Consider the following 23,914-nt stretch of genomic DNA (forward strand, 5'->3'; position numbering starts at 1 on the left):
TTTCATCATTTTATTTTATATGATAATACTAATTTACAGAAAATTTAGATATTTAAGTGGTGAGGTGCTTACTTGGTAGATGCATATATAAATGACTTAGTGAAAGAACAAGAAATTCCAGGTGCCGTGTTAATTGTTCAGCAGCAAGAAAGAAGGCTATTTTCAGGCAGCTATGGAGCCTATACAGCTGAGGATGGCAGCGAGCAAGCTATATTAAGCAATACGTTATTTGATTTAGCCTCTTTAACAAAAGTTGTTGCAACACTCCCGTCTATTTTACTACTGATGAGTCGAAATCAAGTTAATGTAACAGATTCAGTTCAAACCTATTTGCCTGATTTTAAATATCCCTTTATGACAATCCAGCATTTATTGCAGCATTGCTCAGGTTTGCCAGCAGATTTAACACCTGTAGTTAAGAGGCATCATAAGCGTGACATCATGCAGGAAGTATTGGCAAGTGATGTAGTGTGTCAGCCAAATGAACAAGTGCTATATAGTGATTTAGGTATGATTATTCTAGGAAAGGTGATTGAAAAAGTTACTGGCAATTCATTAAAAAGTTTTGTAGAGCAAGAGATTTTTAAGCCGTGGAGCATGCATCATACATGTTTTCAACTGCCTGAGCATACAAGAAGGCTTGCGGCATCTACAGAAATGGTGGCAGATCAATTTGTGCAGGGAATTGTCCATGATGAGAAAGCTTTATTACTAGATGGGATTGCTGGTAGCGCAGGTTTATTTTCATGTGCAGAGGATTTAGCAAAGTATGCGGAAATTTGGTTGGGGATCAAGCAACAAACGGTGATTCCATACGATTGGTTAGAGCTTGCCTATACGAAAACATTTAAAACGAGGGGACTTGGATTTGAAGTATGGGGAGGGGACGACGCATCATTTTGTTTTGGTAGGAGGTGGAGCAAGGGCTCATTTGGTCATACAGGATTTACAGGTACGAGTATTTGGATGGACCCTGTACAAAAGGTATTTGTCATTTTACTAACGAATGCTGTGCATTATGGGAGAAATACAAACATGAGCAAGATTAGAGAGAAGCTTCATACGATGATTTATGAAAAATTACTGATATGAAGGGTGGATCTGCTGGTATGAGACAAAAGAGTAAATGGTTATTGCTGCTTCTTTTATTACTCGTTGTAGGTTTAGTAGGCTGTAACACGAGTGAGAAATCAACGAACTCAACATCACCTGATAAAGAAGAGGAACCGAAAACAGAAGAGGTTTCGCTAACAATAGGGAGTTGGCGTACAGAAGATGTTGCCAAGTATGAAAAAGTGATTGCTTTATTTAATGAACAACATCCTGATATACATGTGTCATTTAACCCAACTAAAAATACAGAATACAATACAGTCCTCAATACGGCATTACAGGCTGGGGAGGGTCCAGATATTTTCCACTTACGTCCTTATGCAGCTGGATTGAAGCTTGCGGAGGCAGGTTTTGTCGAGAAAATAAACGGCTTAAATGGATTGAGTGTATTTCCTGAAGAAGCATTAAAGGCTTCTCGCGATGACCAAGGAAATCAGTACGGTGTACCAATTAACTTAAGCTCTACACAATTTTTCTATAATAAAAAGATTTTTAAAGATAATAATCTTGAAATTCCTACTACATGGGATGAATTCATTGCATTAAACGACCAATTATTAGAAAAGGGCATTACACCAATTGCAATGGGTACAAAAGAAGGCTGGTTATTATCATTGCTGCACGGTATTGTCGGTCCTGCTGTTTATGAAGGCAATGACTTCTATCAAGCGGTGCTTGCGGGGGAAAGAGATTTTACAGATGCAAAGTTTATTGAATCGATACAAGTGATGAATGACTTGAAAAAGTATTTTCCAGCCAATTCTGAAGGCTTAGGAATGGATGATATTCGTACTTTGTTTGCGCTGGAAGATGCGGCTATGTTCCCGTTAGGTAGCTGGGAAATTCCTGTTGTATTAGAAATGAATCCAGACTTAGATTTAGGTTATTTCCCTATTCCATCTAAAGAGGGAAATAAAACAGTGACGACTTGGGTAGATGGCTCATTTGCGATCAATGCTAATTCGAAACATAAAGAAGCAGCTAAAATGTTTTTAGAGTTTTTAACAACAAAGGAGTTTGGTGAGTTATTTGTGAAGGAGTTTTCCATGATCAGCGCCATTCCTGGTATTACTTCTGACGATGCATTGCTCAATGATATTAGTCATTCGACTGCAAATGAAGCAACGCCATATATGTGGGTAACTAATTTTACTGGTGGGGACCCGACAACAAAGAGCTTGCTTGAAAGTGAGCTACAAGGCATGTATTTAGGTCAAGTAACGCCTGAAGAGGTGGCCACAAAAGTACAGGAAAACGCTAAAACTTGGTTTACGCCATTTCAAAAATAATGAAAGCATCAAGCCAGCAGACCCCTGAAGCGCTATAAAGGAGTTTAGGGGTCTTGTTGTCTCATTATTAGTAAAGGAGGCTGCTCATGATGAGAGAATCTACAGCTTCATCAGTAAGAAAAAGGAGATCGTGGGCAAGATGGACTATTCATCTTTTCCCTATTCCTGCATTAATCGTATATGGAATGTTTGTGCTTTATCCGATAGTAGCGGCAATGTCCTATAGTTTTTTTGAATGGAAAGGGATGGCTCGTGGCGATTTTATCGGTCTCCAAAATTTTGTGACGCTTTTTACGACAGAACCCTATGGCTCTATGTTTTGGAACGCCTTTAAACATAATGTCCTGTATTTTGTTGTGCAAATGGTAGTTATGAATGGATTAGCCTTCTTTCTTGGCTTTATTATCTATCAAAAAATTAAAGGAGCAGCGTTTTTTAAGGCGGCTTTCTTTCTCCCACGGTTATTATCAGTGATTGTGGTAGGTTTCTTATGGAAGCTCATTCTAAATCCTAATTTTGGTACTTTAAATGTTATTTTAGAGAAATTAGGTCTAGAAACCTTACAAAAAGCTTGGTTGGGAGATCCCGGAACGGCGTTAATCGCCATTATTTTAGTCAATTGTTGGTTTGGACTAGGTTTTGGTGTCCTAATTTTCCTTGCTGGCTTTCAAGGGATTCCAAGTGAGTTAGTTGAAGCTGCAAAGTTAGATGGTGCTAAGGGCTTTACTTTACTACGTACTATTTATTTGCCTCTAATGATGCCATCTATTATGATCATGGGCATTTTAACGTTTATCCAGTCCTTTGAGGCATTTGAGCTTGTATATGCGATGCAAGGCTCTATGGGAGAGCCGTATTATTCTACGGATACGTTAGCTGTGTTTTTCTATCGCTTGGCATTTGGTAGCTCTACAGCTTCTGGAGCGACAGCTATTGGGCTAGGCTCTGCGTTAGCGACGGTTCTGTTCCTATTTATATTAGTTTGTACCACGCTATTTTTACGCTTTGCCAATAAAAAGGACGTTCAAATGTAAGGGGTGCGTATAGTGAAGCAAGGTGCTATTTGGGTTCGACCATTTTATTATCTAGTGGTATTTACGGTAGCGACCATTAGTTTATATCCTATCGTATTAATGATTTTATCTTCATTTAAAAAGAGCGTGGACATCTACAAAAATCCATTGGGCTTACCGACTAGCTTTAGCTTAGATACTTACCGTACATTATTAGCAAAAATTCCATTTACAACGTATTTTCTAAACAGTTTGTTTGTCAGTATTGTATCTGTTGTACTGATTGTTGTTGTTTGTTCACTGGCTTCATTTTATATTGCCCGCTTTAAATTCTCTTGGAATCATGCATTATTCTTTATTTTTTTACTAGGCATGATGATTCCTATAAAGCTTGGGATTGTACCGCTCTTTATTTTAATGCGTGATTTAGGGCTGATTAATTCCTTATGGTCTTTAATTTTGATGAACACGGCGACAGGGATTCCATTATCCATGCTGATCTTAACGGGCTTTTTTAAAACGATGCCCTATGAGCTGGAGGAAGCGGCCCGTATAGATGGGGCGGGGAACTTAAGAGTCCTTTGGCATGTGGTGTTACCGTTAATGAGACCTGCACTTGGTACAGTGGTGATTATAAATTTTATTGCTGCATGGAATGATTTCTTCTTCCCACTTATTTTTATTACAGAAAAAATGAAGCGGACGATACCTGTTGGAATGATGTCACTCTTTGGGGAGCATTCGGCAGATTGGGGCTCTCTTTTTGCAGGTTTAACATTAGCATCATTACCAATGATCCTATTATTCTTTATTGCGTCAAAGCAATTTATGGAGGGGCTGACGGCTGGTGCCATTAAATAGGCAATACATTATTGGGGTCGATGGTGGCGGGACGAGGACTCGTGCAGTGATTGGGACAAGAAAAGGGGAAGTGCTGGCCTTTGTTGAAGGAGCCGGAACGAATATGAAATCAACGCCACCAGACGAGGTAAGGCTACAAATCATCCAGCTACTTGCTCAGTTACTACAAAAGATAGATGCAACAAAGAATGATATTTCTGCGGTGTTCTTATGCGTGGCAGGGGGCGATCGCCAGGTAGATAAAGAACGCTGGGAGCAATGGATTAGCTTTCTTTTCCCTGCTAGCGCCTGTAAGATAACCATCACCAATGATGCGGTAGCGGGGCTTACTAGCGGTACATTTACACAGCAAGGGCTCGTTGTGATAGCAGGAACGGGTTCTATCGTATATGCTGTCGGAAAAAATTATCAAGCTAGTCGTGTTGGAGGATGGGGTTATTTATTAGGCGATGAGGGCAGTGGGTACTATATTGGGCAAGAGGCATTGCGATTTATTACGCGACATTATGATGCTTTTGGCCTGAATGAGGATCTATTTACAGCGACTATTTTGGATCAGCTAGCATTAAAAAATCCTACTGAAATTATTACGCATGTTTATGAGCATCTACAGCCGCGTGTATTCATAGCCTCCTTAGCTCGAGTGGTGTTACGTTTAGCCGAACAAAATAATGATAGGGCAAAGAAAATTATTGAGCAGGCTACCCATCATTTAGTTCAATTCATCCAAATAATGTTGAAAAAAGAGCCGCAGCTAAAAGGTTACCCTATTGTCCTATGTGGAGGTTTGTTCGAAAATTTTTATTTTGTTCAATGCTTTCGAGAAAAATTACACCTCGCTACAATACCTAATCGACTCATACGACCAGAGGTGCCACCTGTTATAGGAGCTTTCGTTAATGGACTTCTCAGTGAAGGAATTCCAATAACAGAGGCTTTACAACGAACGGTAAAAGAAACTTGGATGAGCATCCATGAAAAATAGCGTGGGAGGGATTTGATTTCAATGGAAAGAATGACAAAACTGACGACTGAAGGCTATCATCCAGATACGACAAATCTAGATTTGATGTCCACTAGTGAAATTGTAAAGCTGATGAATGAAGAGGATAAAAAAGTACCGTTAGCCATAGCAAAGGTTTTACCTGAAATCGAACAAGCTATTACAGCTGTTGTGCATGCGTTAAAGAATGGCGGTAGATTATTTTATGTAGGTGCAGGGACGAGTGGTCGAATTGGTTTGCTAGATGCAGTAGAATGTCCACCTACATTTAGTACGTCACCAAAGCTTGTCCAGGCAATATTGGCTGGAGGGGCAGATGCAGTGATGATCGCCATAGAAGGTGCAGAAGATGATCTTTCATTAGGAGAGGTTGAACTACAGAAACAACAGCTAACAAACCGTGATGTAGTGATAGGGATTGCAGCAAGTGGGCGAACACCTTTTGTCAAAGGGGCATTAATTTATGCTCAAGAATTAGGGGCGAAAACAATCAGCTTAGTCAGCAACGCTCATTCTGTCATTAGTCAGCATGCAGATATTGCAATAGAGGTGATTACAGGACCTGAAATTTTAACAGGTTCTACAAGACTAAAGGCTGCCACAGCTCATAAACAAATATTAAATATGATTACAACGACAACCATGATTAAGCTTGGAAAGGTCTATAAAAATTTAATGGTGGACGTTCATGCTAGTAACTTTAAATTGCGAGAGCGAGCCAAACAAATTGTCTGTGAAGTGACGGGTGTTTCTTATAGTCAGGCTGAAAGTGTTTTAGAACAAACTAATTTTCAAGTAAAACTCGCCATTGTGCTGTTACTGACAAATACAACAATAGAAGAAGCGGCAGAATTACTGGTTCAATCCGAAGGGCATGTACGTAGAGCAGTAGAATTAAAAAAGTATTGATGATAGAGATGAATGGAAGACCTTTTTTTAACTAGGGATGGGGATAGAAAAATGGAAAAAATAAATGCTGGCTTAATTATGCTCGCAGAAATGCGAAAAAAGCTACCACCTTCGGAAAAAAAGGTAGCAAGCTATATTTTAGAGAATCCAACACAGGCGATTAAAATGACTGCGGTTGAGTTGGGAGAAGCAAGTCATACAAGTAGTGCCGCGGTTATTCGGCTGTGTAAATCGTTAAATTTTAGTGGTGTTCAAGAGCTGAAATTGCGTATTGCTGGTGATTTACAACATGCTAAAACGGAAGATCGGGATATTGAGGCGAATGAAGCATTGCCATCGATTGTAGAGAAGGTGACGATGCAAAGTAGTGAAATTTTGACACAAACAGCTAATTTAATAGATATTGCTGAATTAGAGCGTGCCGTAACGGCCTTATCACAAGCCCGTAAAATTATATTTTTTGGAGTGGGTGCATCAGGTATAGCAGCAATGGATGCGGATCAAAAATTTTTACGAATCAATAAAAATAGTAGGGCATTTGTGGATTTGCATTTAGGAGCTACAGCCGTTGTCAATGCACAGAAAGGGGATGTGGTAGTAGGTATCTCCTTCTCTGGAGAAACGCATGAAGTGGCTAAAATCCTTGAAATAGCTGGCCAAACACCAGCCACTACAATTAGTTTAACGAGGTATGGAAGTTCACTTGTATCTAGCCTAGCAGATATTTGTTTATATGTATCTCCAAATGTTGAAGCAACCTTTAGAAGTGGTGCAACCTCCTCACGCCTTGCCCAGCTACTTGTCATTGATATTTTATTTATGGGGGTCGTGACGAGTGCCTATGAGCAGACAATAAACTATTTAGATGAAACACGTTCAGTTATTCAAGGATTGCATAAAAAAGTGGCTAAACAAAAAAATAAAATAAAGTAACGAAGACGATTCTATTAGCCATAGCATCGTCTTCGTTTTTTATCTTAATTCAGCAAAGCTTTTTGACGAGCCAGGTACAAAAGGCTCCCTTCTTTCATGTGGGAGCAATGCATGTTTTTTCAAAGACGCTCCTCTGTTTGAGGATCGAAGAAATGGATCTTTTCTTCCTTCATGACTAGGAAAACCTTATCGGATGGATGCAAATTGTTATCAGCCTGTACTCGTGCAATGAAATTTTGATTTGCTAAAGAACAATAGAGGTAAGTTTCTGCTCCTAGTAATTCTGCTACATCAATCGTTGCATTGAACGTATAAGGGGAAATAACATCAGTAATTTGTAAATCCTCAGGACGAATACCCATAACAATCTCTTTCCCTAAATAATTTTTTTCCTTTAACAATGGTAAGTATATGGATGGAATAGGGAAGCTTTGATCACCTAACAGGATTTCCGTTTCTGTTAGACGACAATGGAAGAGATTCATGGATGGTGAACCAATAAAGCCTGCCACGAACATGTTATGTGGTGTATTGTATACTTCTTTAGGTGTCCCAATTTGTTGGATAAGTCCATCTTTCATCACTACTAGACGAGTAGCCATTGTCATAGCCTCTGTTTGATCATGGGTGACATAAATCGTTGTCGTTTGAATTCGTTGATGGAGCTTCTGAATTTCTGCACGCATTTGCACACGTAATTTTGCATCCAAATTCGAAAGAGGCTCATCCATTAAAAATACCTTAGCTTCTCTGACAATAGCTCGGCCAAGTGCTACACGCTGTCGTTGGCCACCAGATAGAGCTTTTGGCTTTCTTTTTAAATAATCCTCTAATCCTAAAATCTTAGCAGCTTCTTTAACGCGACGATCTATTTCCTTTTTATCGACTTTTCGTAGCTTTAAGCTAAATGCCATATTATCATAAACTGTCATATGCGGATATAATGCGTAGCTTTGGAATACCATTGCGATGCTACGATCTTTTGATTCCACATCATTCATGAAGACATCGTCAATATATAGCTCTCCATTTGATATATCCTCTAAGCCAGCAATCATACGTAAAGTTGTTGTCTTACCACAGCCAGAAGGACCTACAAACACAATGAATTCTTTATCATGAATATGCAGATTAAAATCAGTTACGGCTTGTATATTTTTATCGTAAATCTTATAGATATGCTCTAACCGTAATTCCGCCATACACACTACACCCCTTTACAAGTCATATTTTCATTGTAAATGACTTTAGAGTAGAGTGATATGGAAAGCATGCACAGTATTGAGGTCATAAATTGTGCAGTTGGCCTTAAAGTGATTCTAAGAAAATAATTGCGAGATAAACTTCTAGTCGATGGGAAAATTGCCGAATATCCTTTTGCGTTATTTGTTGAAATTTTTCTAAGCGATTTTGTAAGGTATTGCGATGCATATACATTTTTTTAGAGGCTAATGTAATGTTTCCCTCGTATTCAATCAATTTCTTGATTGTGTGGAGTAAATCTGGCTGAGAGATGGCACTTTTTAGAATAGAGGAGATAAAAATCTCTTTCTCTTGATAGGCTAGATGCTGCGTTACATATGGCACTAAAAGCTCTTGCTGTGTGAGTACATGCTTTGGTGTATAAGCCCAAATGGATGGTAGGAGGTGAACATACCAGTTAAATCGTTCCTTGGTCGTGGTGATGTCATGTATAACATCAGAAACAAAAATCCTAAAATGAACCTCTAAGTCAGCCATTATGGGATCAAGATAATGAGCCAAATTTAATAATTCATTGCTGTCGATACATTCGATTATGGCAAATAATTGTGGATGAAGCGATAGCAGTATAATATCCTTCCCCAGTAAAGCTTCGAAGACTGAACGCAATATTGTAGGTGCTGTAAAGTCTTTGTCAAATTGAAGAAATAACAAACGATGCATAGGAAGGACAGCTGGGGCAACGTCTGTTTTCCCTGTTAGATAATCAAGCCAAACTATATTGTAGTTATGCGACAAGTCAATGGGTCCTGAGAATATCCGCAATAACTCATATTCACTTTGTGTCATTGTGTGTATTGGAATTTCGTAAAGCTGGTTGTCAAAATTAAACACATAGTTTCCATCAGTTTTACCTGAAAAGGGGCTTAATAATGGGAAACGTTGCTGTAATTTTTGAAGATCCATGCATGCCACTCCTTTATTTGAATAGAAAGTAATAAGGTCAATTTACTATAATTATATGATGAAATGATTATAGTATTAATATAAAAACACGGATATTAGCGAGTATGACAATCATACTTAGCTAATGTCCGTGTTATCTATTTAGGCATCTTTTTTAAATAACTTACCTGGCCAAAAAGCATATTTACCTAGTACTGTCGTGATAGCTGGCACAAGCAATGGTCTTACAATAAATGTATCGAGCAACACACCAATGGCTGTCACAACACCAAATTGAACAAGCACCTGAATTGGTAATGTTGCCAGCACAGCAAATGTACCTGCTAGGATGAGTCCAGCAGATGTAATAACGCTTCCTGTTCGGACAACACCTTCTTCTACAGCTGTTAAATGGTCAGTGGTTTTACGCTTTTTCCAAATTTCTGAGATCATAAAGATATTATAATCCTCTCCGAGAGCTACTAAGAAAACGAAGGCATACAATGGAATAGCTCCAGAAATAGCCTCGGCCCCCATGATGTGATGCAAGATTAACCATCCAGCGCCTAATGCTCCAAAGTAAGAAATAATAACAGTCGCTAATAAATAAACAGTTGCTGTAATAGAACGTAAATAAACAAATAATAATACTGCAATTAAGGCAATCATGGTTGGCATGATCACTGTCTCGTCACGCTTAGTTATTTGCTGTGTATCGTATTGACTAGCTGTTTCCCCGCCAATCCAAACATGTTTCTCAGCATGATTGAGACCTTGTGCCTCCAGCATTTTTATAACCTCTGTTTGTAGTTCTGGAATATGGGCTAATGATTCCTTTGCATAAGGGTTGGCATTGAAAGTGAGTTCGTACAAGTGAATGGACTTATTTTTTTCGCCAATTTGTACATCTGCCACACTATCAATATAAGAGATAGCTTCAAGTTGTTGCTGTAAATTAATATCAGCACCTTCTGTATCTATTACTAATTGAACAGGTGCTAGCTCTCCAGGCGAAAAATTCTCTTCAATTAAAGTAAATCCTTCTCTAGACGGCATATCTTTTGGGAAGGATGAAAGCAAATCAAACGTATATTGAATACGTGGAACAAATGCTGCCAATCCTCCAAGTAAGATAACAGTTACAGCAATTACGACCCAAGGTTTATGGGTAACAAAATGGCCGATTTTATGACTGACCTTATGTGAAGGCTTATGCTGTTTCTTGCCCTTTTTATTTGCCATCTCCTCCGTGCGTGGAGTGAAGGGGAAGAACGCTACACGACCAATAAGGACAAGAATAGCAGGTAGGACAACAAGTGCTGCGATTCCCATGACAAGCACGCCAAAACTAAATGGCACGGCAAAGCGTTGAAATGCGCCATAATGGGCGAGACTAAGGGTAGCTAAACCTAAGACAACCGTTAGGGCACTCATTAAAATAGCACCACCCGATTCTTTGATAGCTAGCTTCATAGCGACCGCCTTATCTTCAACATTAAAGAGTATTTCTCTATATTTAGAAATTAAAAATAAACAATAGTCAGTACCTGCACCAAAAAGTAAAACAGTCATAATGGAGACTGCCTGTGAATCCTTATCTATCCATCCCTGATCAGCAAAAAAACCAAGTGTTGGACTAATTACACCATAGGCAAGCCCTACAACAATTAAAGGAATAATAGCTAGCAATGGAGAACGATAAATGATAATAAGTAGTACCAAAACGAGTAATACAGTTGCGATCAATAGCTTCACATCTGCTTGTGAAAATAAACTGACAGCATCAGTGGCAATCCCCACTGGTCCAGAATAGCGCACATGGAGTACATCACTAGATAATTTCTCATCTAATTGTACTTGATAGCCTTCCATTATCTTTGTCAAATTATCTAAACTATCCTGTAGCATATCTGTAGCGACACCCTTTTCAAAAAATACAGGTGTAACAATTGTTGTGCCATTTTCGGAAGCGGAAGCCATTAAAGCCTGCGGTGGCATTTGATCAAATGGTGGAACCATAGTTTGATGGGCTAAGGGCTTTGCTTGCAGCTCGCTGTAAACACCTTGTATGGCTGAAAAATCATCCGATGTTAAGCCGTTTTCACGATGCCAAACCAGCAATAGCGGTGTGCCAGCATCATTAGGAAATTGCTCTGCAATAATTGCTGCTGCTTGCTCAGACATTTCAGTGTCAGGTAAGTTTTTGCCTGATTCACTTTCTATGCTATTGATTTGCGGCCAAGCAAACGATAATACAACTACTAATAACACCCAAAAAGCTAGTGCTAATAAACGTCCCTTTTTACTTGCAACCATTGAGCCCCATTGCTCAAGTGGATGTTTTTTCATAAGAAGACCTCCATTCATGTAAGTGATTTAATTATATATACTAGAAGGTTAATTAATCAATCTATAAATATTAATATGTTATAATATGCGTAAAAAGAATGCTTAATTAAGGAGGCGAACTTGTTGAAACAATCACCGCGTGTTCTCGGGAGACCTCGCCATGATGAAAATGCGAAACCTACAAAAGACATTGTCCTTGAAACGGCCACAAGACTTTTTATTAAAGAAGGATACAAAAATATTTCGATGGATGATGTAGCAAAAGCTTGTAGCGTAACAAAGGCGACTATCTATTACTATTACCCAACAAAAGGGGAATTATATACATCTGCTTTAATCGCGATGATGGATCGTATCAAGCTATCGATTCTACAAATTTTAGAGCAGCCTAAACCATTTAAAGAACGACTCGAACAGCTTGTTGAGGTTCATTTATCAGCCACTATCGATATTGATATGAAAAATTTTATGAAAGAGGCGACTATCAATTTATCGGAATCACAGTTGAAACAAGTCCAAGCCTCCGAAAATGATATGTATCAAACAATAGAGCAGGCTATGCAAGTAGAGATGGAAAAGGGAACAATTCGAAAAGGAAATGCAAAATTTTTCGCTCATAACTTTATGGCATTGATGACTGTAGGGTATTTTAAAGATGGCGATGGTAAAACTTTGCTAGGCTCAGTAGATGTGACGGCAAAGGAAGTAACAAATTTCTTTTGGCGGTCTGTTGAAAATAAATAAAACTTAATGATTATGTGATTTTTTATAAAAGGAGTTATCTCATTATTTGGGGTAACTCCTTTCTTAGTGTTGAAAAACAAAACAGTTAATTGAAAGGTAGAAATGGATTTCCGTTGCAGGCTACCTGCTTTCCTGTGGGCGAGCGTCGAATCGCTTCCTCCGCTACCGCTCCGTGCAGGGCTTCGCCTGTCTCGCTATCCCACGGGAGTCAAGTAGCCTTCCACTCCAATCCACTGACTTTTTAGCAAAGGTTTTCAAATAAAGTGAAGGTGTTCACTATTCCTTATGAAGAGGTGTTGTCGCGCATCACTCCTAGGGGATTGAGCGGCTCATCGGACGCCCCCTGGAAAGGACGCTGGCGGAACAGAAATCAACCCCTCACCTTGCCAAGTTGCCTTTTCTGCCGTTGACTTCATCTTTTTGCAACAAACAACATGAAAGGAGTTATCTCATTATTTGAGGTAACTCCTTTAATTGTGATATAGGTCACATACATTGATAATGGTTCTCATTTATAGTTTGGTTATTGACAGAGGAGGAGAAAAAAATGAATTCAACAGAACAGCGTTTACCAACACATCTATTTTTAGCGAAATTAGGAAAGACAATCTTACGTCCAGGTGGAAAAGAGGCAACGAATCGACTATTAGATGCTTGCCAGCTAAATGAAAATAGCCATGTCCTAGAGGTGGCTACTAATATGGGGACAACAGCAATACATATTGCCAAAACATACAATGCTAAAGTAAGTGGAATCGATATTAATAAAGAGGCAGTTCAGAAAGCAAATGAAAATATTATTGGTGAAAATGTTCAGCATCTCGTCCATATTCAGCAAGGGAATGCTACACAATTACCATTCGACGATGGAACCTTCGATGTGGTTATCAATGAAGCGATGCTCACAATGCTACCGCAGGAATTAAAAGAACAGGCTTTGGCTGAATATATGCGAGTTTTGAAGCCAGGTGGCATCTTAGCCACACACGATTTAGTTGTTAAAGCGTCAAGTGAAGAAATTCTTACTGATGAAATTAAGGCACTTCGAAAAGTCATCATTGTAAAGGCACAGCCACTATCAAAGCAAAATTGGCGAAATTTAGTTGAAAAAATAGGGTTCAAACCTGTAGATGTGCATACTGGAGAACTTCATTTAGTATCTTTGGTAGGGCTTATTCGAGATGAGGGCTTAGATGGTTTAATACGTATAGTTGAAAATGCACGAAAAAATTCGGATGATGAGCAATATTTCCTTGAAATAATTGAGCATTTTGATCATGCTCGCCATCACTTTGGTCACATTACCATCATCGCAAAAAAGCAAGGATAATCAATGAAAACAGCAGTTCAATTTCAACAAGTATCTAAATTTTTTGGAACGAAGCAAATCATTAAAGATTGTAATTTAAGTTTGCAGGAAGGTGAAGTAGTGGCTATTGTTGGACCTTCAGGGTGTGGGAAGACGACTTTTTTACACTTAGCAACAAATGTGTTACAGCCGACATCAGGTCATATTAAATGCTTCACAGATAAGTTAGGTTATGTATTTCAGGAACCAAGGCTATTACCATGGTGTACATTATATGAAAATGTCACATTTAGCTGTAATGGAAATGTAGATAGAGCCCAAATTATGAATCTATTGGCGCGTGTCAAACTTAACAATGAAATTGATAAGTTTCCTAAGCAATTATCAGGTGGAATGAAGCAGCGAGCCTCAATTGTCAGAGCATTTGCATGCAAGCCTAAATTTATTATGATGGATGAACCTTTTTCAGCATTAGACTATTGGTTAAAAAAAGAACTTGTGCAGGATCTGATTGCTTTAATAGAAAATGAGCATGTGGGTATGTTTTATGTTACTCATGACTATGAGGAAGCGGCAACGGTGGCAGATCGCATTGTCAATATTGCGTATGCAAAGGATGGAATTTACAAGGAAATAATTTTAGATATACCAAGAAAACAACGCAGCTTTGATTATATAAAAAATATTGAATATCAATTATTACAACTTTAAACAGGGGAGAAAACATACCATGAAAAAATGGCCTATATTTAGCCTTTTACTATTATGTCTTACAGTGATTTTAGTCGCTTGTGGCAATAAAGAAGAAACAAAGCAAAATCAAGAACCAGAGAAAAGTGAACAAGCTACTGCTGACCAATCAAGTGTATCTGAAGTAGCAAAGGCAAAAAAAATGACTATTCAAGCACCAGCAGGTATTTCCATTGCCGCACCACTCTATAAAATGATTGATGACGAATCATTATTAGAAGGTGCAGAGGATGTTGAGTTTCTAACTTGGAATACGCCTGATGAATTACGTGCACGTATCAGTGGAGGTCAGGTGCAAGTATCTGCCGTCCCAACCTATGTAGGTGCTAACCTTTATAATAAAGGTGTAGACATTCAATTAGTGAATACACTGATTTGGGGGATTTTATATTTCATTGGTCCAGAAGGTGAAGCAATAGCATGGGAAGATTTAAAAGGCAAAACAGTTCATGTACCATTTAAAGGAGATATGCCAGCATTAGTATTTCAATACTTATTACAAAAAAACGGGCTTGATATAGAAAAAGATTTAACAGTGGAATATACAGCGACACCTCAGGAGGTTGTCCAGTTATTAGCAGCAGGCAAAGCACAGTATGCTGTATTACCAGAGCATACCGCTTCACTTGTTATTGCGAAAGCGAAGAAAGAGGGAATCGTCCTACAAAAATCCATGAGCCTGCAAGAAGAGTGGGCAGCAGCAACAGGAAAGGCTCCACGTATTCCACAAGCAGGAATTGTTGTTGATAAGGCATTGATTCAAGAGCACCCAGAAACTGTAGCATTGCTGCAAGAAAAAATAGAGGAATCTATTCAATTTTTAAAAGATGACCCTGAAGCTGCTGGCGAGCTATTAGCATCATATCAGGAAGGGCTTGATCCAACCTTTATTGCAGGATTATTACCCTATTTAAATATCGAATTTGTCACTGCGCAAGAAGCCAAGGAAGAGCTTGAGTTTTTCTTTGAACAACTAGCTTCACTATCGCCAGATATTATTGGTGGGCAATTACCGGATGATGATTTCTATTATGAACCGTAAAAAAAGCTTGATTATTCAAATGAGCACTTGCTGTGGCATCGTGCTCATTTGGACACTATTATCTTTAAAGTTTCCGAGCATTTTAATACCCTCCCCATATGAAACACTAACCGCACTATGGCACATTACAGTTAGTGGGGAGTTGCTTCATCAACTTTATTTAACAATGGTTCGTATGTTAGTAGGTTTAATAATAGGGATGTCGTTGGCCATTCTATCAGGTTTATTGGCTGGTAGATTTGCAGTTATCTACGAAATGTTCCGCCCCATTATTGCCTTTTTATTAGGTATTCCACCTATTATTTTGGTCGTGGTTGCAATGGTTTGGTTTGGTACTAATTCAATCATACCAATTTTTGTCGTAAGTATTTTAGTGTTTCCGACTTTTTACATGAATATTGCAAATGGTTATCGTCAAATAGATATTCAACTCTTACAAATGGCAACGGTCTATAAAAAATCGACGTGGCAAACATTACGCTTCATCATTTTACCAAGCCTAATGGTGCCATTTTTTACAGCCTGTTCGTTGGCAGCAGGAGGTGCAGTAAGAATTACCATTATGGCTGAATTATTAGGAACAAGCAGTGGTATTGGTGCTGCTTTAACCATGGCACGTATCAATATTAACACGGATAAAGTATTCGCTTGGACATTGATAAGTGTGTTAGTAATTTTAGCAATTGATAGCTTTATCTTAAACCCATTAAAAGCAAAAATGATGAAATGGAATATGGAGGAATGACAATGGCAATTATACCAATTCAAGCAATGTTAGAAGAAAAGGCAAAACATATTGGTAAATTAGGGCGTATCGATGGTGCAGATATTTTGAACATTCAATTACGTGCAGGTGAAGAAATTCCTGAGCATCATACAGACAATGAAGTTCTAATTATTGTTCAATTTGGTGAAGTTCGCTTTCTTGTTGAAGGTATAGAGGAAATTTTAACACAAGATACTATTCTAACCTTAAAACCATCTGAAAAGCATAGCTTAGAAGCAATTACAGACGTTCGTGTTATTGTAATTAAATTAAATTAAAGCTCCTACTTTAATATGGAGCTTTTCATAGTGTTGAAAAACAAAACAATCCATAGAATTTTTGTGAAAGGTGAAAATGAATTTCCGTTGCAGGCTACTTGTTTTCCTGTGGGCGAGTGCCGAATCGCTTCCACCGCTACCGCCCTGTTTAGAGTTTTGCCTGTCTCGCTATCCCACGGGAGTCAAGTAGCCTTCCACTCAACCCCATAAATATTTAACTTTTAGCAAAGGTTTTCAGATAAAGTGAAGGTGTTCACTACTCTTTATGAAGAGGGTGTTGTCACGCATCACTTCTCCACATTTTTCACTACTGTTAGTATGAAAGAAAAGGAAAAGACACTTTTACAGAATGGTTGATTGGAGTGAAGCCAGCGGAACGGAAATCAACCCCTCACCTTGCTAAAATATCTTTTTCTGCTAGTGATATGATCTTTTTTCAACAAAGTGAAAAGCTCCTATTCAATATGGAGCTTTTTATATGCTTATTCTAAAGAACTATAATCCATGTTGCGGCAGACGTGCAACGATGGAGATGCCTTGCAGATTCTGGTTATGCTTCATAAACGTTTTACGCATTAACAATACACGCTTCCAAGCTTGCGAATTAGTTGCTACATTTTTTAGGATTTTTAGGACGCCAAATAACCCCTCATCTTCAATTAAGCGTTTCGGATAGAGGAGGTGCATAGGTGCCGTTTCAACATGCTCTATAACAAAACCATGTTGCCTTAAAGCATCCTCCCATTCCTCCATTGTTAGTGGTAGTGCATTGACTTTAATAGCATTGACCAGATCTTTACGAATATCCTCACGTTGATTACTAGCGATAGTAGAAGGGGTCAAACACATCTCATGGATGGCATATGTGCCACCAGGCTTTAATATTCTTTTTGCCTCACTAATAATGGCATTTTTTTGTTTAGCAGATTGCATGGTCAACATGGCTTCCCCATATACAACAGTTGCACAAGTATTTGGTAAACCAGTTTGCTCAGCACTACCAATAATACAACGTTGAGTTTCCCCATTTAAATAACTTCTTACTTTTGTAGCAGCTTCCTCATCACGTTCAATCGCTATATAGGTAGGATTTTTTTCCAAGGTCATTTTTGCGGTAATACCAAGCCCAGGCGCAAACTCTACAACATAGTCTTGTTCTGTAATGGCTAGATGCTTAAGCATTTGTCGTGTCATTTGAATGCCACCAGGGCGAAGTACTGTTTTTCCCAAGTTTGCGAGCAGCCAATGTCCTGGCATTTTTTCATAATTTAAGGTATGTTTTTTCATTTATAAAATCCTCCTTTAGTTGAAAATGATTATTATTCTCATTATTATATAGGTAATGTATTAATTGATAATGTGATCTAAATCAAATTTGGGGGTATATGAATGGTCTGTCAAAAACAATATTGCTTCTCAAAGGTACCGATATTTCAAAATCTAAAAGGGCATGAAATGGAGGGAATTTCACGTATTATAACGCATCATCATTTTGATAAGGGAGACATTATATTACTTGCAGGTGATCGTAAGAAAAAATTATTTATCGTAAGACATGGACGAGCAAAAGTTTCTCATATATCTGCAGATGGTCGGGAGTATGTCATGAGAATATTAGAAGCAGGGGAATTTTTTGGTGATGTTACCTTGTTTAATGATGAACCACAAAAATCGACAGTAGAGGCACTGGAAAAAACAGAAATTTGCTCGCTTGATGGTGAGGAACTTATGAAGATATTAGCTGGTACACCTATTACCTTGTTTCATATGCTTGCCCAGCTTTCTGCACGTTTAGAGGAGACAGAAAATCACTTGAGTGAAGCTATTTCTAAAGAGGTGAGTGAAAGACTTGCTGCCTTTATTTTAAAATCAGCTACCTTGGCCAAGAGTGACACATTTCTATTGACACTAACAAAAAAAGATTTAGCTTCCTTATTGAATACTACAAGAGAAACCTTAAGTCGTCGTTTATCTGTATTCCAAAAAGAAGGGTATATAGAGATGACAGGAAAAAGAATTATCATTAAAAATTATGATGCTTTGGAAAATTTATTATAGCAAGACAGTTAATAGTTGATAAAATCAATGAATTTTGAAAAGATTGTCGAAATTGTGATATAGCTCATTGAAATAATGTACAAACAGTCTTATAATGAAGGTTGTAATGTCACCAAGACAAGATAAGGATGGTATTATGATGCGCTTTTTGCGATTTAAAGTAAACATTGTAATAACAAGTCATACGAATCGCTATCCAGCCCTTGTGACTGGTGATTGTGTAAGATATACGCTGTAACGACTGTTAAGTTTTACCTTAATGGTCTTTTTTACATGTAAGCAATAAAAAATAGTACTAGTGATGGCAAAGGAGAGTTCAAAATGTCAGAAACGAATAACCAAACACAGGCTGAACAAGTAACTGTGAGTAAAGAGCAATTAGATGTACTAGATCAATTATTAAAGCCTGAAGTTCAAGAATCACTTACAACTTTAGTTGAGCAATTACCAAAGTTAACTGAAATGATGACATTATTAACGAAATCATACGAGTTTGCTCAAGCTGTTGCAACAGACGAAGTGCTTAAAAACGATACTGTTGGAGCAGTAACAGAAATGGCTGGTCCTGTAGTTGGTTCTGCGAAAAACCTTGCAGCAACTGCAATTGAAGCGAAAGACCGTGCATCTGAAAGCCATGAAGTAATTGGCTTATTCGGTCTTGTGAAAATGTTAAAAGACCCTCAAGTTCAAAATGTTTTCCGTTTTGTTAATGCTTTCTTACAAGTAAGCTCAGAACGTAAAGCTAAATAAGACTCAAGGTAAATTCAATTCGTAAGGACGGAGGATTAATTAATCATGTCAAAAGAAATCGTCATCTTAGGTGCAGGTTACGCTGGCGTTTTAACTGCATTAACAGCACGTAAGTATCTATCAGCTGATGAAGCAAAAATTACTGTAGTAAACCAATTCCCAACACACCAAATTATCACTGAGCTTCACCGTTTAGCAGGTGGTACAATTGCAGAAGGTGCTGTTGCATTACCACTTAAAAAAATCTTTAAAGGTTTAGATATCGACCTACACATTGCAAAAGTATCAAAATTCAATGTGGATACTAAAAAAGTTGATCTAGATAATGGCTATACATTAACTTACGATACACTTGTAGTATCTTTAGGTAGCCAAACTGGGTTCTTTGGTATCCCAGGATTAGAAGAAAACTCTATGGTTCTTAAATCAGTAAATGATGCCAATAAAATTAACAAACATATTGAAGACCGCATTAAAGCATATGCACAATCTAAAGATGAAGCAGATGCAACAATCGTTATTGGCGGTGGCGGTTTAACAGGTGTTGAGCTTGTTGGTGAAATCGTGGACAACTTCCCGAAAATCGCTGCAAAACACGGTGTTAATTTTGCTGATCTTAAAATTAAACTTGTTGAAGCTGGTCCAAAAATCTTGCCAGTGCTTCCGGATACACTTATCCAACGTGCTACTGAAAGCTTAGCAAAACGTGGTGTAGAATTTATTACAGGTACACCAGTAACAGGTGTTGACGGCAACGTTATTTCTTTAAAAGATCGTGAACCAATTGTTGCAAATACACTTGTTTGGACAGGTGGGGTAGCTCCACTTCCAATCGTAGGCGAATCAGGTCTAGCAGCTGATCGTGGTAAAGCAACGATTAATGAATTCTTACAATCTACATCTCACGAAGATGTATTTGTTATTGGTGACGCATCTGTTGCACTACCAGCTGATGGAGGTCGTCCACTATACGCTCCAACAGCACAAGTTGCATGGCAAATGGGTGAATGTGCTGGTTATAATGTATTTGCACAATACAAAAACCAAGACATGCAATCATTCTCAGCTGTAAACTCTGGTACACTTGCAAGCTTAGGTCGTAAAGATGCTGTTGCTACAATAGGTGCGAGCAACACAGAGCTTAAAGGCCTTCCTGCAACATTAATGAAAGAAGCTTCTAATATTCGTTACCTAACACATATTAAAGCTTTATTCGGTTTAGCCTATTAAAAACATCACACTCACTACTATCACGATATGAAGCTGCTAGTAGTGAGTGTTTTTTTCTAAAAATGTATATTAATCACTTTAAATCCAGTAAAATAATTACATATTCAATATTCTATTTTCTGAGGTGATGGCTGTGTTAACAATGTTTCAATCAAAAAAAGTAGATATAGAGCAATTTAAGGCTAAAATTGATGAACTAAATGCAAAGCTGGACAAGAAAGATCATGAATTTCAAATTTTTTTAAATGAGTTACATAAGGATATCATTGAAACGATTGAACAACATAACAAGGTAAATGATCAGCATACTATTTTAGGAGAAATGGTCGCCGATATTGTAGGAGAGTTTAATAAAGTTGAGGATAGCACTATTCAATCCAATAAAATTTCTGAAAATGCGCTTGATAAAGGCAATTTATTAATTTCTTCCTCGGATCAAATGATGACGTTATCGGTTGAAAGCAAGCAGGCTGTCCAGGAGGTAGAACAGCTGATTGATGCGTTAGGAGAGCAGTCTCAAAAAACATCTTTAAGCATGAGTAATTTAAGTGAGCGCTCAAAGCAAATAGCAGAAATTGTAAATGTTATTGGAGAAATTTCAAATCAAACAAATTTACTAGCTTTGAATGCATCTATTGAGGCAGCAAGAGCTGGGGAGCATGGTAAGGGCTTTTCAGTTGTTGCTGAGGAAGTTCGCAAACTAGCTGAAAACACGAAAACTAGCACAGAAGATATTGCTAATTTAACAAAGAAAATTGAAGAACAAATTGGACTTGCTTACGAGGATAATAAAAATAACATGCAGCTTGTCACGGAAGGTATTGACAAAAGCGCTAAAACCTCAGTAAAAATTGATCAATTACTGCACATTATGACGAATGTTCAAACGGGAATTAATGAGCTATTAGCTTCAATCAAAGATCAAAAGCTATCAAACGAAGATGTTATGCATAAATTTAATACGACTACTGCCTTATTTGATGAAACAAATCGCGTACTAAAAAGCCATATTGATGAATCAGAAATTGTGACGAAAAAATTATTAGAGGCAGTCGATCAAGTAAAGCATTTCCCAACAGAAAGATAAATAATCTAACTTCATTCAATGGAAGTTTAAAAAAGCAAGAACCCTGCATAGCACCTCCTCAACTTCTTAGTGACTACTACAGGGTTCATTTAATTATTTCAAATCGCCAACTTCAGTCATTTCATTCCACAATTACATCTTTCATACCGCATCTTTCAAAGGCTTGAACACCAGCCGCGGTCTTCCACAAAACTCTCCTGCGATTAAACCTGTGCTAACGCTGACTCGATGACCAATCCTAAACAAGGATAAGGTAAAGCATTACGCCATATAAAACCTCTTTCAATTCTGTTTTGTTCATCCTAGATTAGTAGGTAACAATTCAGATGGGAGGATGTGAAAGCAATTTTTGCATGAAGCTCCTCTTTACTTAAAATAAACTTTTAATCAATGTATCAATCATGACAGGCATTTCTTTAAACGCACTATCCACATGCAATCGTTCTGTTTTTTGATGGGCATCCTTACCAAATGGACCGACATTTAATACAGGACCTTGTAATGCCGCCATTTCTTTAAATGGAATATGATACGTGTCGCCCCATACTGGTGTGTTCCGCTCAAATGCTAGCCATTCATTGGATGCATCGGAATAGTTGACATAGCTTAAATCACAAATGCCGTTAAAGTAGTGGATCTGCTCCACCTCAATATCGAATGTCCGAGCTGTTTGCTTCATTAATTCAATCGACTGTTTCACTAATGGATGATTGGATGAATTAATGGCTGGGTAGTAAGGTGGCGCATATAACAGAACTGTGGCAGGTGCTAATTCCTGACAGCGAATCATGAGCTGATCCACAATGCGAATGGATTTTTCACGATCATCCCATGCACTATGTTGCAGAACCTGCTGCTTAATCGCTTGTACTTCCTCAGCGCCTAATTTATCGATGGCGTGCTCCAATAATGCCTCGTAGCGTAAGACCTTTACTTTGCCCACACCCTGCACATTTTCTCGTGTACAAATGTCCTGATAGTGCGCATTGCAAGCAGCCATAGCCTGTAATGCAACTTCCTCAAAAATAGCCATCACTTCAGCTGCTGTCCGTTTTAACAAGAAGACATTGTAAAGTGCCGCCGCACGATATGGTGTTTGTGTAGAATACTCCATTTTTAAATCTTTTAATTGTAGAGAGACGGGTAGTGGCGTGCTTTCCCCTAAATCTGTTTCACGGAAAAGCGGATTCCACTCCATATGCTGTGTCATATAGGAGGCGATAAAGGTAGCCGTCATCCCTTTTAATGGTTCACCCACATGTGTCTCTTTTCCATAGAACAAGGCAGCAGGCATGATTTTACCAATTGTGCCTGAATAAATATATTCATTCGTATCCGATGGCCCTTGTGAAAACGAAGGCTCACTATTTAAAAATAATTGATAGGTTAAACCATGCTGTTCACGCAATCTCACCAGTTCCACAACAGCCGCTCTCATACCAGCAGAATTGACTTCCTCATCAGGAACGGTTGTTAAAATCAAATTAATCGGCCATTGCTCAAAGCTTGCCTTTTCAATTAACTGCATGTGTAAGGCAAGACCCATTTTCATATCCATTGTGCCGCGACCAAATAAATAATTCCCTGACTCCAAATCAATGCGAGCTGCCTCTGGTAAGTCTTTTAGGTATTTAGGCTCCAGTAGCTTTTTCGTTAGTTCTTCCGGATAAAAGGCTAACGGCTCTAGTTCACCATATTCCTCCGTATGCACGGTATCAAAGTGGCTAATTAATACAACCGTTTCCGTTGCCGTTGGATGCTTATAGAAGGCTGTAACCGCGTTTCTGCCAAGTCCTGCATCATGTAATTCAATCAATTCCGGGTGTTTATCAAAATATGGAAGCGTTAACAATTTATCTTTTAAGCGAAAGGCAAATTCATTTTCACCCTTCGTTAATGTTCTGCTTTCCCAGCTCACAAGTTCACATAAGAGGGCACGTAGTTTTTCAGGTGTATCCCACATAAAAGTATTCATTATTTTTTCTCCTTTTATAGTAAAATGTTTTACTTTCAAGATGATATAAATAGAAAATTAGAAGGGAATTAAATATTTTTATTGTCATTTATTTTTCACTATATGAAATTAAATCTACATAGTGGAATATAAATTCATCGTAAATGGAAAACAACAAATTGTCAATTTTAATTTTTGTGAATACTCGTAATTTTCCTTACTAATTAAGTGGAACTATGTATATATTTCATGTAGCATCTATTTATATGCATAAAAATTAGTTAAAATAAAATGAAACTACATTCAAAAGTAGGGGCTACATGTAAAA

At 38.1% G+C, this 23,914-nt stretch carries 23 protein-coding genes; 18 read left to right on the forward strand and 5 right to left on the reverse strand.

Features of this window, described 5'->3' with window-relative positions:
• The first annotated feature begins 72 nt into the window (after nucleotides 1-72).
• From MHB65_RS01555 to MHB65_RS01585, 7 genes are all read left to right on the forward strand, one after another.
• A complete protein-coding gene (locus tag MHB65_RS01555; RefSeq protein WP_342442268.1) occupies nucleotides 73-1,092 on the forward strand; it encodes a serine hydrolase domain-containing protein in 1,020 nt (339 codons plus the stop codon).
• A 17-nt stretch (nucleotides 1,093-1,109) separates the two neighbouring features.
• The gene (locus tag MHB65_RS01560) at nucleotides 1,110-2,402 is read left to right on the forward strand and encodes an extracellular solute-binding protein (protein ID WP_243456373.1); all 1,293 of its coding nucleotides are present in this window, start codon (nucleotides 1,110-1,112) and stop codon (nucleotides 2,400-2,402) included.
• An 86-nt stretch (nucleotides 2,403-2,488) separates the two neighbouring features.
• Entirely contained in the window at nucleotides 2,489-3,436 is a 948-nt protein-coding gene (locus tag MHB65_RS01565) for a sugar ABC transporter permease (protein ID WP_342442269.1), read from the forward strand.
• A 12-nt stretch (nucleotides 3,437-3,448) separates the two neighbouring features.
• Nucleotides 3,449-4,276 carry a carbohydrate ABC transporter permease gene (locus tag MHB65_RS01570; protein WP_342442270.1) on the forward strand — a complete coding sequence of 276 codons (828 nt, stop codon included), beginning with the start codon at nucleotides 3,449-3,451 and terminating at the stop codon, nucleotides 4,274-4,276.
• Nucleotides 4,263-5,261 carry a BadF/BadG/BcrA/BcrD ATPase family protein gene (locus tag MHB65_RS01575; RefSeq protein WP_342442271.1) on the forward strand — a complete coding sequence of 333 codons (999 nt, stop codon included), beginning with the start codon at nucleotides 4,263-4,265 and terminating at the stop codon, nucleotides 5,259-5,261. Before MHB65_RS01570 ends, MHB65_RS01575 begins: the two co-directional genes overlap by 14 nt.
• A 21-nt stretch (nucleotides 5,262-5,282) precedes the next feature.
• Entirely contained in the window at nucleotides 5,283-6,188 is a 906-nt protein-coding gene (gene murQ / locus MHB65_RS01580) for an N-acetylmuramic acid 6-phosphate etherase (RefSeq protein ID WP_342442272.1), read from the forward strand.
• A gap of 51 nt (nucleotides 6,189-6,239) precedes the next feature.
• A complete protein-coding gene (locus MHB65_RS01585) occupies nucleotides 6,240-7,121 on the forward strand; it encodes a MurR/RpiR family transcriptional regulator (protein ID WP_342442273.1) in 882 nt (293 codons plus the stop codon).
• 119 nt (nucleotides 7,122-7,240) lie between these two features.
• Here the strand turns inward: MHB65_RS01585 and ugpC are convergent, their stop codons facing one another.
• The 3 genes from ugpC to MHB65_RS01600 all read right to left on the reverse strand — a co-directional run bounded on the left by ugpC (nucleotide 7,241) and on the right by MHB65_RS01600 (nucleotide 11,618).
• On the reverse strand, nucleotides 7,241-8,323 hold the full coding sequence (ugpC, locus tag MHB65_RS01590) for a sn-glycerol-3-phosphate ABC transporter ATP-binding protein UgpC (protein WP_342442274.1): 1,083 nt from the start codon (nucleotides 8,321-8,323) through the stop codon (nucleotides 7,241-7,243).
• Nucleotides 8,324-8,429: 106 nt separating this feature from the next.
• The gene (locus MHB65_RS01595; protein WP_342442275.1) at nucleotides 8,430-9,290 is read right to left on the reverse strand and encodes a helix-turn-helix domain-containing protein; all 861 of its coding nucleotides are present in this window, start codon (nucleotides 9,288-9,290) and stop codon (nucleotides 8,430-8,432) included.
• 141 nt (nucleotides 9,291-9,431) lie between these two features.
• Nucleotides 9,432-11,618, reverse strand: a complete 2,187-nt coding sequence (locus MHB65_RS01600; RefSeq protein WP_342442276.1) for an MMPL family transporter — start codon at nucleotides 11,616-11,618, stop codon at nucleotides 9,432-9,434.
• Nucleotides 11,619-11,741: 123 nt separating this feature from the next.
• Between MHB65_RS01600 and MHB65_RS01605 the strand changes: the two genes are divergently transcribed.
• From MHB65_RS01605 to MHB65_RS01630, 6 genes are all read left to right on the forward strand, one after another.
• Complete coding sequence (locus tag MHB65_RS01605) at nucleotides 11,742-12,362, forward strand: TetR/AcrR family transcriptional regulator (RefSeq protein ID WP_342442277.1); 621 nt, start codon at nucleotides 11,742-11,744, stop codon at nucleotides 12,360-12,362.
• Nucleotides 12,363-12,909: 547 nt separating this feature from the next.
• Nucleotides 12,910-13,692 (forward strand): class I SAM-dependent methyltransferase, encoded by a 783-nt coding sequence (locus MHB65_RS01610; protein WP_342442278.1) that lies wholly within the window; start codon nucleotides 12,910-12,912, stop codon nucleotides 13,690-13,692.
• A 3-nt stretch (nucleotides 13,693-13,695) separates the two neighbouring features.
• Nucleotides 13,696-14,382: an ABC transporter ATP-binding protein gene (locus MHB65_RS01615; RefSeq protein WP_342442279.1), complete on the forward strand. Its 687-nt coding sequence runs from the start codon at nucleotides 13,696-13,698 to the stop codon at nucleotides 14,380-14,382.
• Between the two features lie 19 nt (nucleotides 14,383-14,401).
• The gene (locus MHB65_RS01620; RefSeq protein ID WP_342442280.1) at nucleotides 14,402-15,463 is read left to right on the forward strand and encodes an ABC transporter substrate-binding protein; all 1,062 of its coding nucleotides are present in this window, start codon (nucleotides 14,402-14,404) and stop codon (nucleotides 15,461-15,463) included.
• Nucleotides 15,438-16,208: an ABC transporter permease subunit gene (locus tag MHB65_RS01625; RefSeq protein WP_342442281.1), complete on the forward strand. Its 771-nt coding sequence runs from the start codon at nucleotides 15,438-15,440 to the stop codon at nucleotides 16,206-16,208. Before MHB65_RS01620 ends, MHB65_RS01625 begins: the two co-directional genes overlap by 26 nt.
• 2 nt (nucleotides 16,209-16,210) lie before the next feature.
• The gene (locus MHB65_RS01630; RefSeq protein ID WP_342442282.1) at nucleotides 16,211-16,507 is read left to right on the forward strand and encodes an AraC family ligand binding domain-containing protein; all 297 of its coding nucleotides are present in this window, start codon (nucleotides 16,211-16,213) and stop codon (nucleotides 16,505-16,507) included.
• 495 nt (nucleotides 16,508-17,002) lie between these two features.
• Here the strand turns inward: MHB65_RS01630 and MHB65_RS01635 are convergent, their stop codons facing one another.
• Entirely contained in the window at nucleotides 17,003-17,794 is a 792-nt protein-coding gene (locus MHB65_RS01635; RefSeq protein WP_342442283.1) for a methyltransferase domain-containing protein, read from the reverse strand.
• A 102-nt stretch (nucleotides 17,795-17,896) separates the two neighbouring features.
• Between MHB65_RS01635 and MHB65_RS01640 the strand changes: the two genes are divergently transcribed.
• The 5 genes from MHB65_RS01640 (at nucleotide 17,897) to MHB65_RS01660 (ending at nucleotide 21,632) form a co-directional block, all read left to right on the forward strand.
• Complete coding sequence (locus MHB65_RS01640; protein ID WP_342442284.1) at nucleotides 17,897-18,565, forward strand: Crp/Fnr family transcriptional regulator; 669 nt, start codon at nucleotides 17,897-17,899, stop codon at nucleotides 18,563-18,565.
• Between the two features lie 106 nt (nucleotides 18,566-18,671).
• Nucleotides 18,672-18,803 (forward strand): hypothetical protein, encoded by a 132-nt coding sequence (locus MHB65_RS01645; protein ID WP_255349861.1) that lies wholly within the window; start codon nucleotides 18,672-18,674, stop codon nucleotides 18,801-18,803.
• A gap of 83 nt (nucleotides 18,804-18,886) precedes the next feature.
• Entirely contained in the window at nucleotides 18,887-19,315 is a 429-nt protein-coding gene (locus tag MHB65_RS01650) for a DUF1641 domain-containing protein (protein ID WP_205446557.1), read from the forward strand.
• A 45-nt stretch (nucleotides 19,316-19,360) separates the two neighbouring features.
• Nucleotides 19,361-20,545, forward strand: coding sequence for an NAD(P)/FAD-dependent oxidoreductase (locus tag MHB65_RS01655; RefSeq protein WP_342442285.1), 1,185 nt, complete (start codon nucleotides 19,361-19,363; stop codon nucleotides 20,543-20,545).
• A gap of 127 nt (nucleotides 20,546-20,672) precedes the next feature.
• Entirely contained in the window at nucleotides 20,673-21,632 is a 960-nt protein-coding gene (locus MHB65_RS01660; protein ID WP_342442286.1) for a methyl-accepting chemotaxis protein, read from the forward strand.
• Nucleotides 21,633-22,002: 370 nt separating this feature from the next.
• Here MHB65_RS01660 and MHB65_RS01665 read toward each other — a convergent pair whose 3' ends face one another.
• Entirely contained in the window at nucleotides 22,003-23,607 is a 1,605-nt protein-coding gene (locus tag MHB65_RS01665) for a M20/M25/M40 family metallo-hydrolase (RefSeq protein ID WP_342442287.1), read from the reverse strand.
• Nucleotides 23,608-23,914: the final 307 nt, after the last annotated feature.

This window comes from Lysinibacillus sp. FSL K6-0075, from assembly GCF_038592945.1.
GTDB lineage: Bacteria > Bacillota > Bacilli > Bacillales_A > Planococcaceae > Lysinibacillus > Lysinibacillus fusiformis_F.

Bases quoted from the DNA above. Each gene is read 5' to 3' on its own strand.
- MHB65_RS01630 (WP_342442282.1), top strand. From the start codon at position 16,211: ATGGCAATTATACCAATTCAAGCAATGTTAGAAGAAAAGGCAAAACAT.
- MHB65_RS01620 (WP_342442280.1), top strand. From the start codon at position 14,402: ATGAAAAAATGGCCTATATTTAGCCTTTTACTATTATGTCTTACAGTG.
- MHB65_RS01615 (WP_342442279.1), top strand. From the start codon at position 13,696: ATGAAAACAGCAGTTCAATTTCAACAAGTATCTAAATTTTTTGGAACG.
- MHB65_RS01585 (WP_342442273.1), top strand. From the start codon at position 6,240: ATGGAAAAAATAAATGCTGGCTTAATTATGCTCGCAGAAATGCGAAAA.
- MHB65_RS01660 (WP_342442286.1), top strand. From the start codon at position 20,673: ATGGCTGTGTTAACAATGTTTCAATCAAAAAAAGTAGATATAGAGCAA.
- MHB65_RS01625 (WP_342442281.1), top strand. From the start codon at position 15,438: ATGATGATTTCTATTATGAACCGTAAAAAAAGCTTGATTATTCAAATG.
- MHB65_RS01665 (WP_342442287.1), bottom strand. From the start codon at position 23,607: ATGAATACTTTTATGTGGGATACACCTGAAAAACTACGTGCCCTCTTA.
- ugpC (WP_342442274.1), bottom strand. From the start codon at position 8,323: ATGGCGGAATTACGGTTAGAGCATATCTATAAGATTTACGATAAAAAT.
- MHB65_RS01610 (WP_342442278.1), top strand. From the start codon at position 12,910: ATGAATTCAACAGAACAGCGTTTACCAACACATCTATTTTTAGCGAAA.
- MHB65_RS01565 (WP_342442269.1), top strand. From the start codon at position 2,489: ATGATGAGAGAATCTACAGCTTCATCAGTAAGAAAAAGGAGATCGTGG.
- MHB65_RS01650 (WP_205446557.1), top strand. From the start codon at position 18,887: ATGTCAGAAACGAATAACCAAACACAGGCTGAACAAGTAACTGTGAGT.
- MHB65_RS01640 (WP_342442284.1), top strand. From the start codon at position 17,897: ATGGTCTGTCAAAAACAATATTGCTTCTCAAAGGTACCGATATTTCAA.
- MHB65_RS01635 (WP_342442283.1), bottom strand. From the start codon at position 17,794: ATGAAAAAACATACCTTAAATTATGAAAAAATGCCAGGACATTGGCTG.
- MHB65_RS01595 (WP_342442275.1), bottom strand. From the start codon at position 9,290: ATGGATCTTCAAAAATTACAGCAACGTTTCCCATTATTAAGCCCCTTT.
- MHB65_RS01655 (WP_342442285.1), top strand. From the start codon at position 19,361: ATGTCAAAAGAAATCGTCATCTTAGGTGCAGGTTACGCTGGCGTTTTA.
- murQ (WP_342442272.1), top strand. From the start codon at position 5,283: ATGGAAAGAATGACAAAACTGACGACTGAAGGCTATCATCCAGATACG.
- MHB65_RS01645 (WP_255349861.1), top strand. From the start codon at position 18,672: ATGTCACCAAGACAAGATAAGGATGGTATTATGATGCGCTTTTTGCGA.
- MHB65_RS01560 (WP_243456373.1), top strand. From the start codon at position 1,110: ATGAGACAAAAGAGTAAATGGTTATTGCTGCTTCTTTTATTACTCGTT.
- MHB65_RS01600 (WP_342442276.1), bottom strand. From the start codon at position 11,618: ATGAAAAAACATCCACTTGAGCAATGGGGCTCAATGGTTGCAAGTAAA.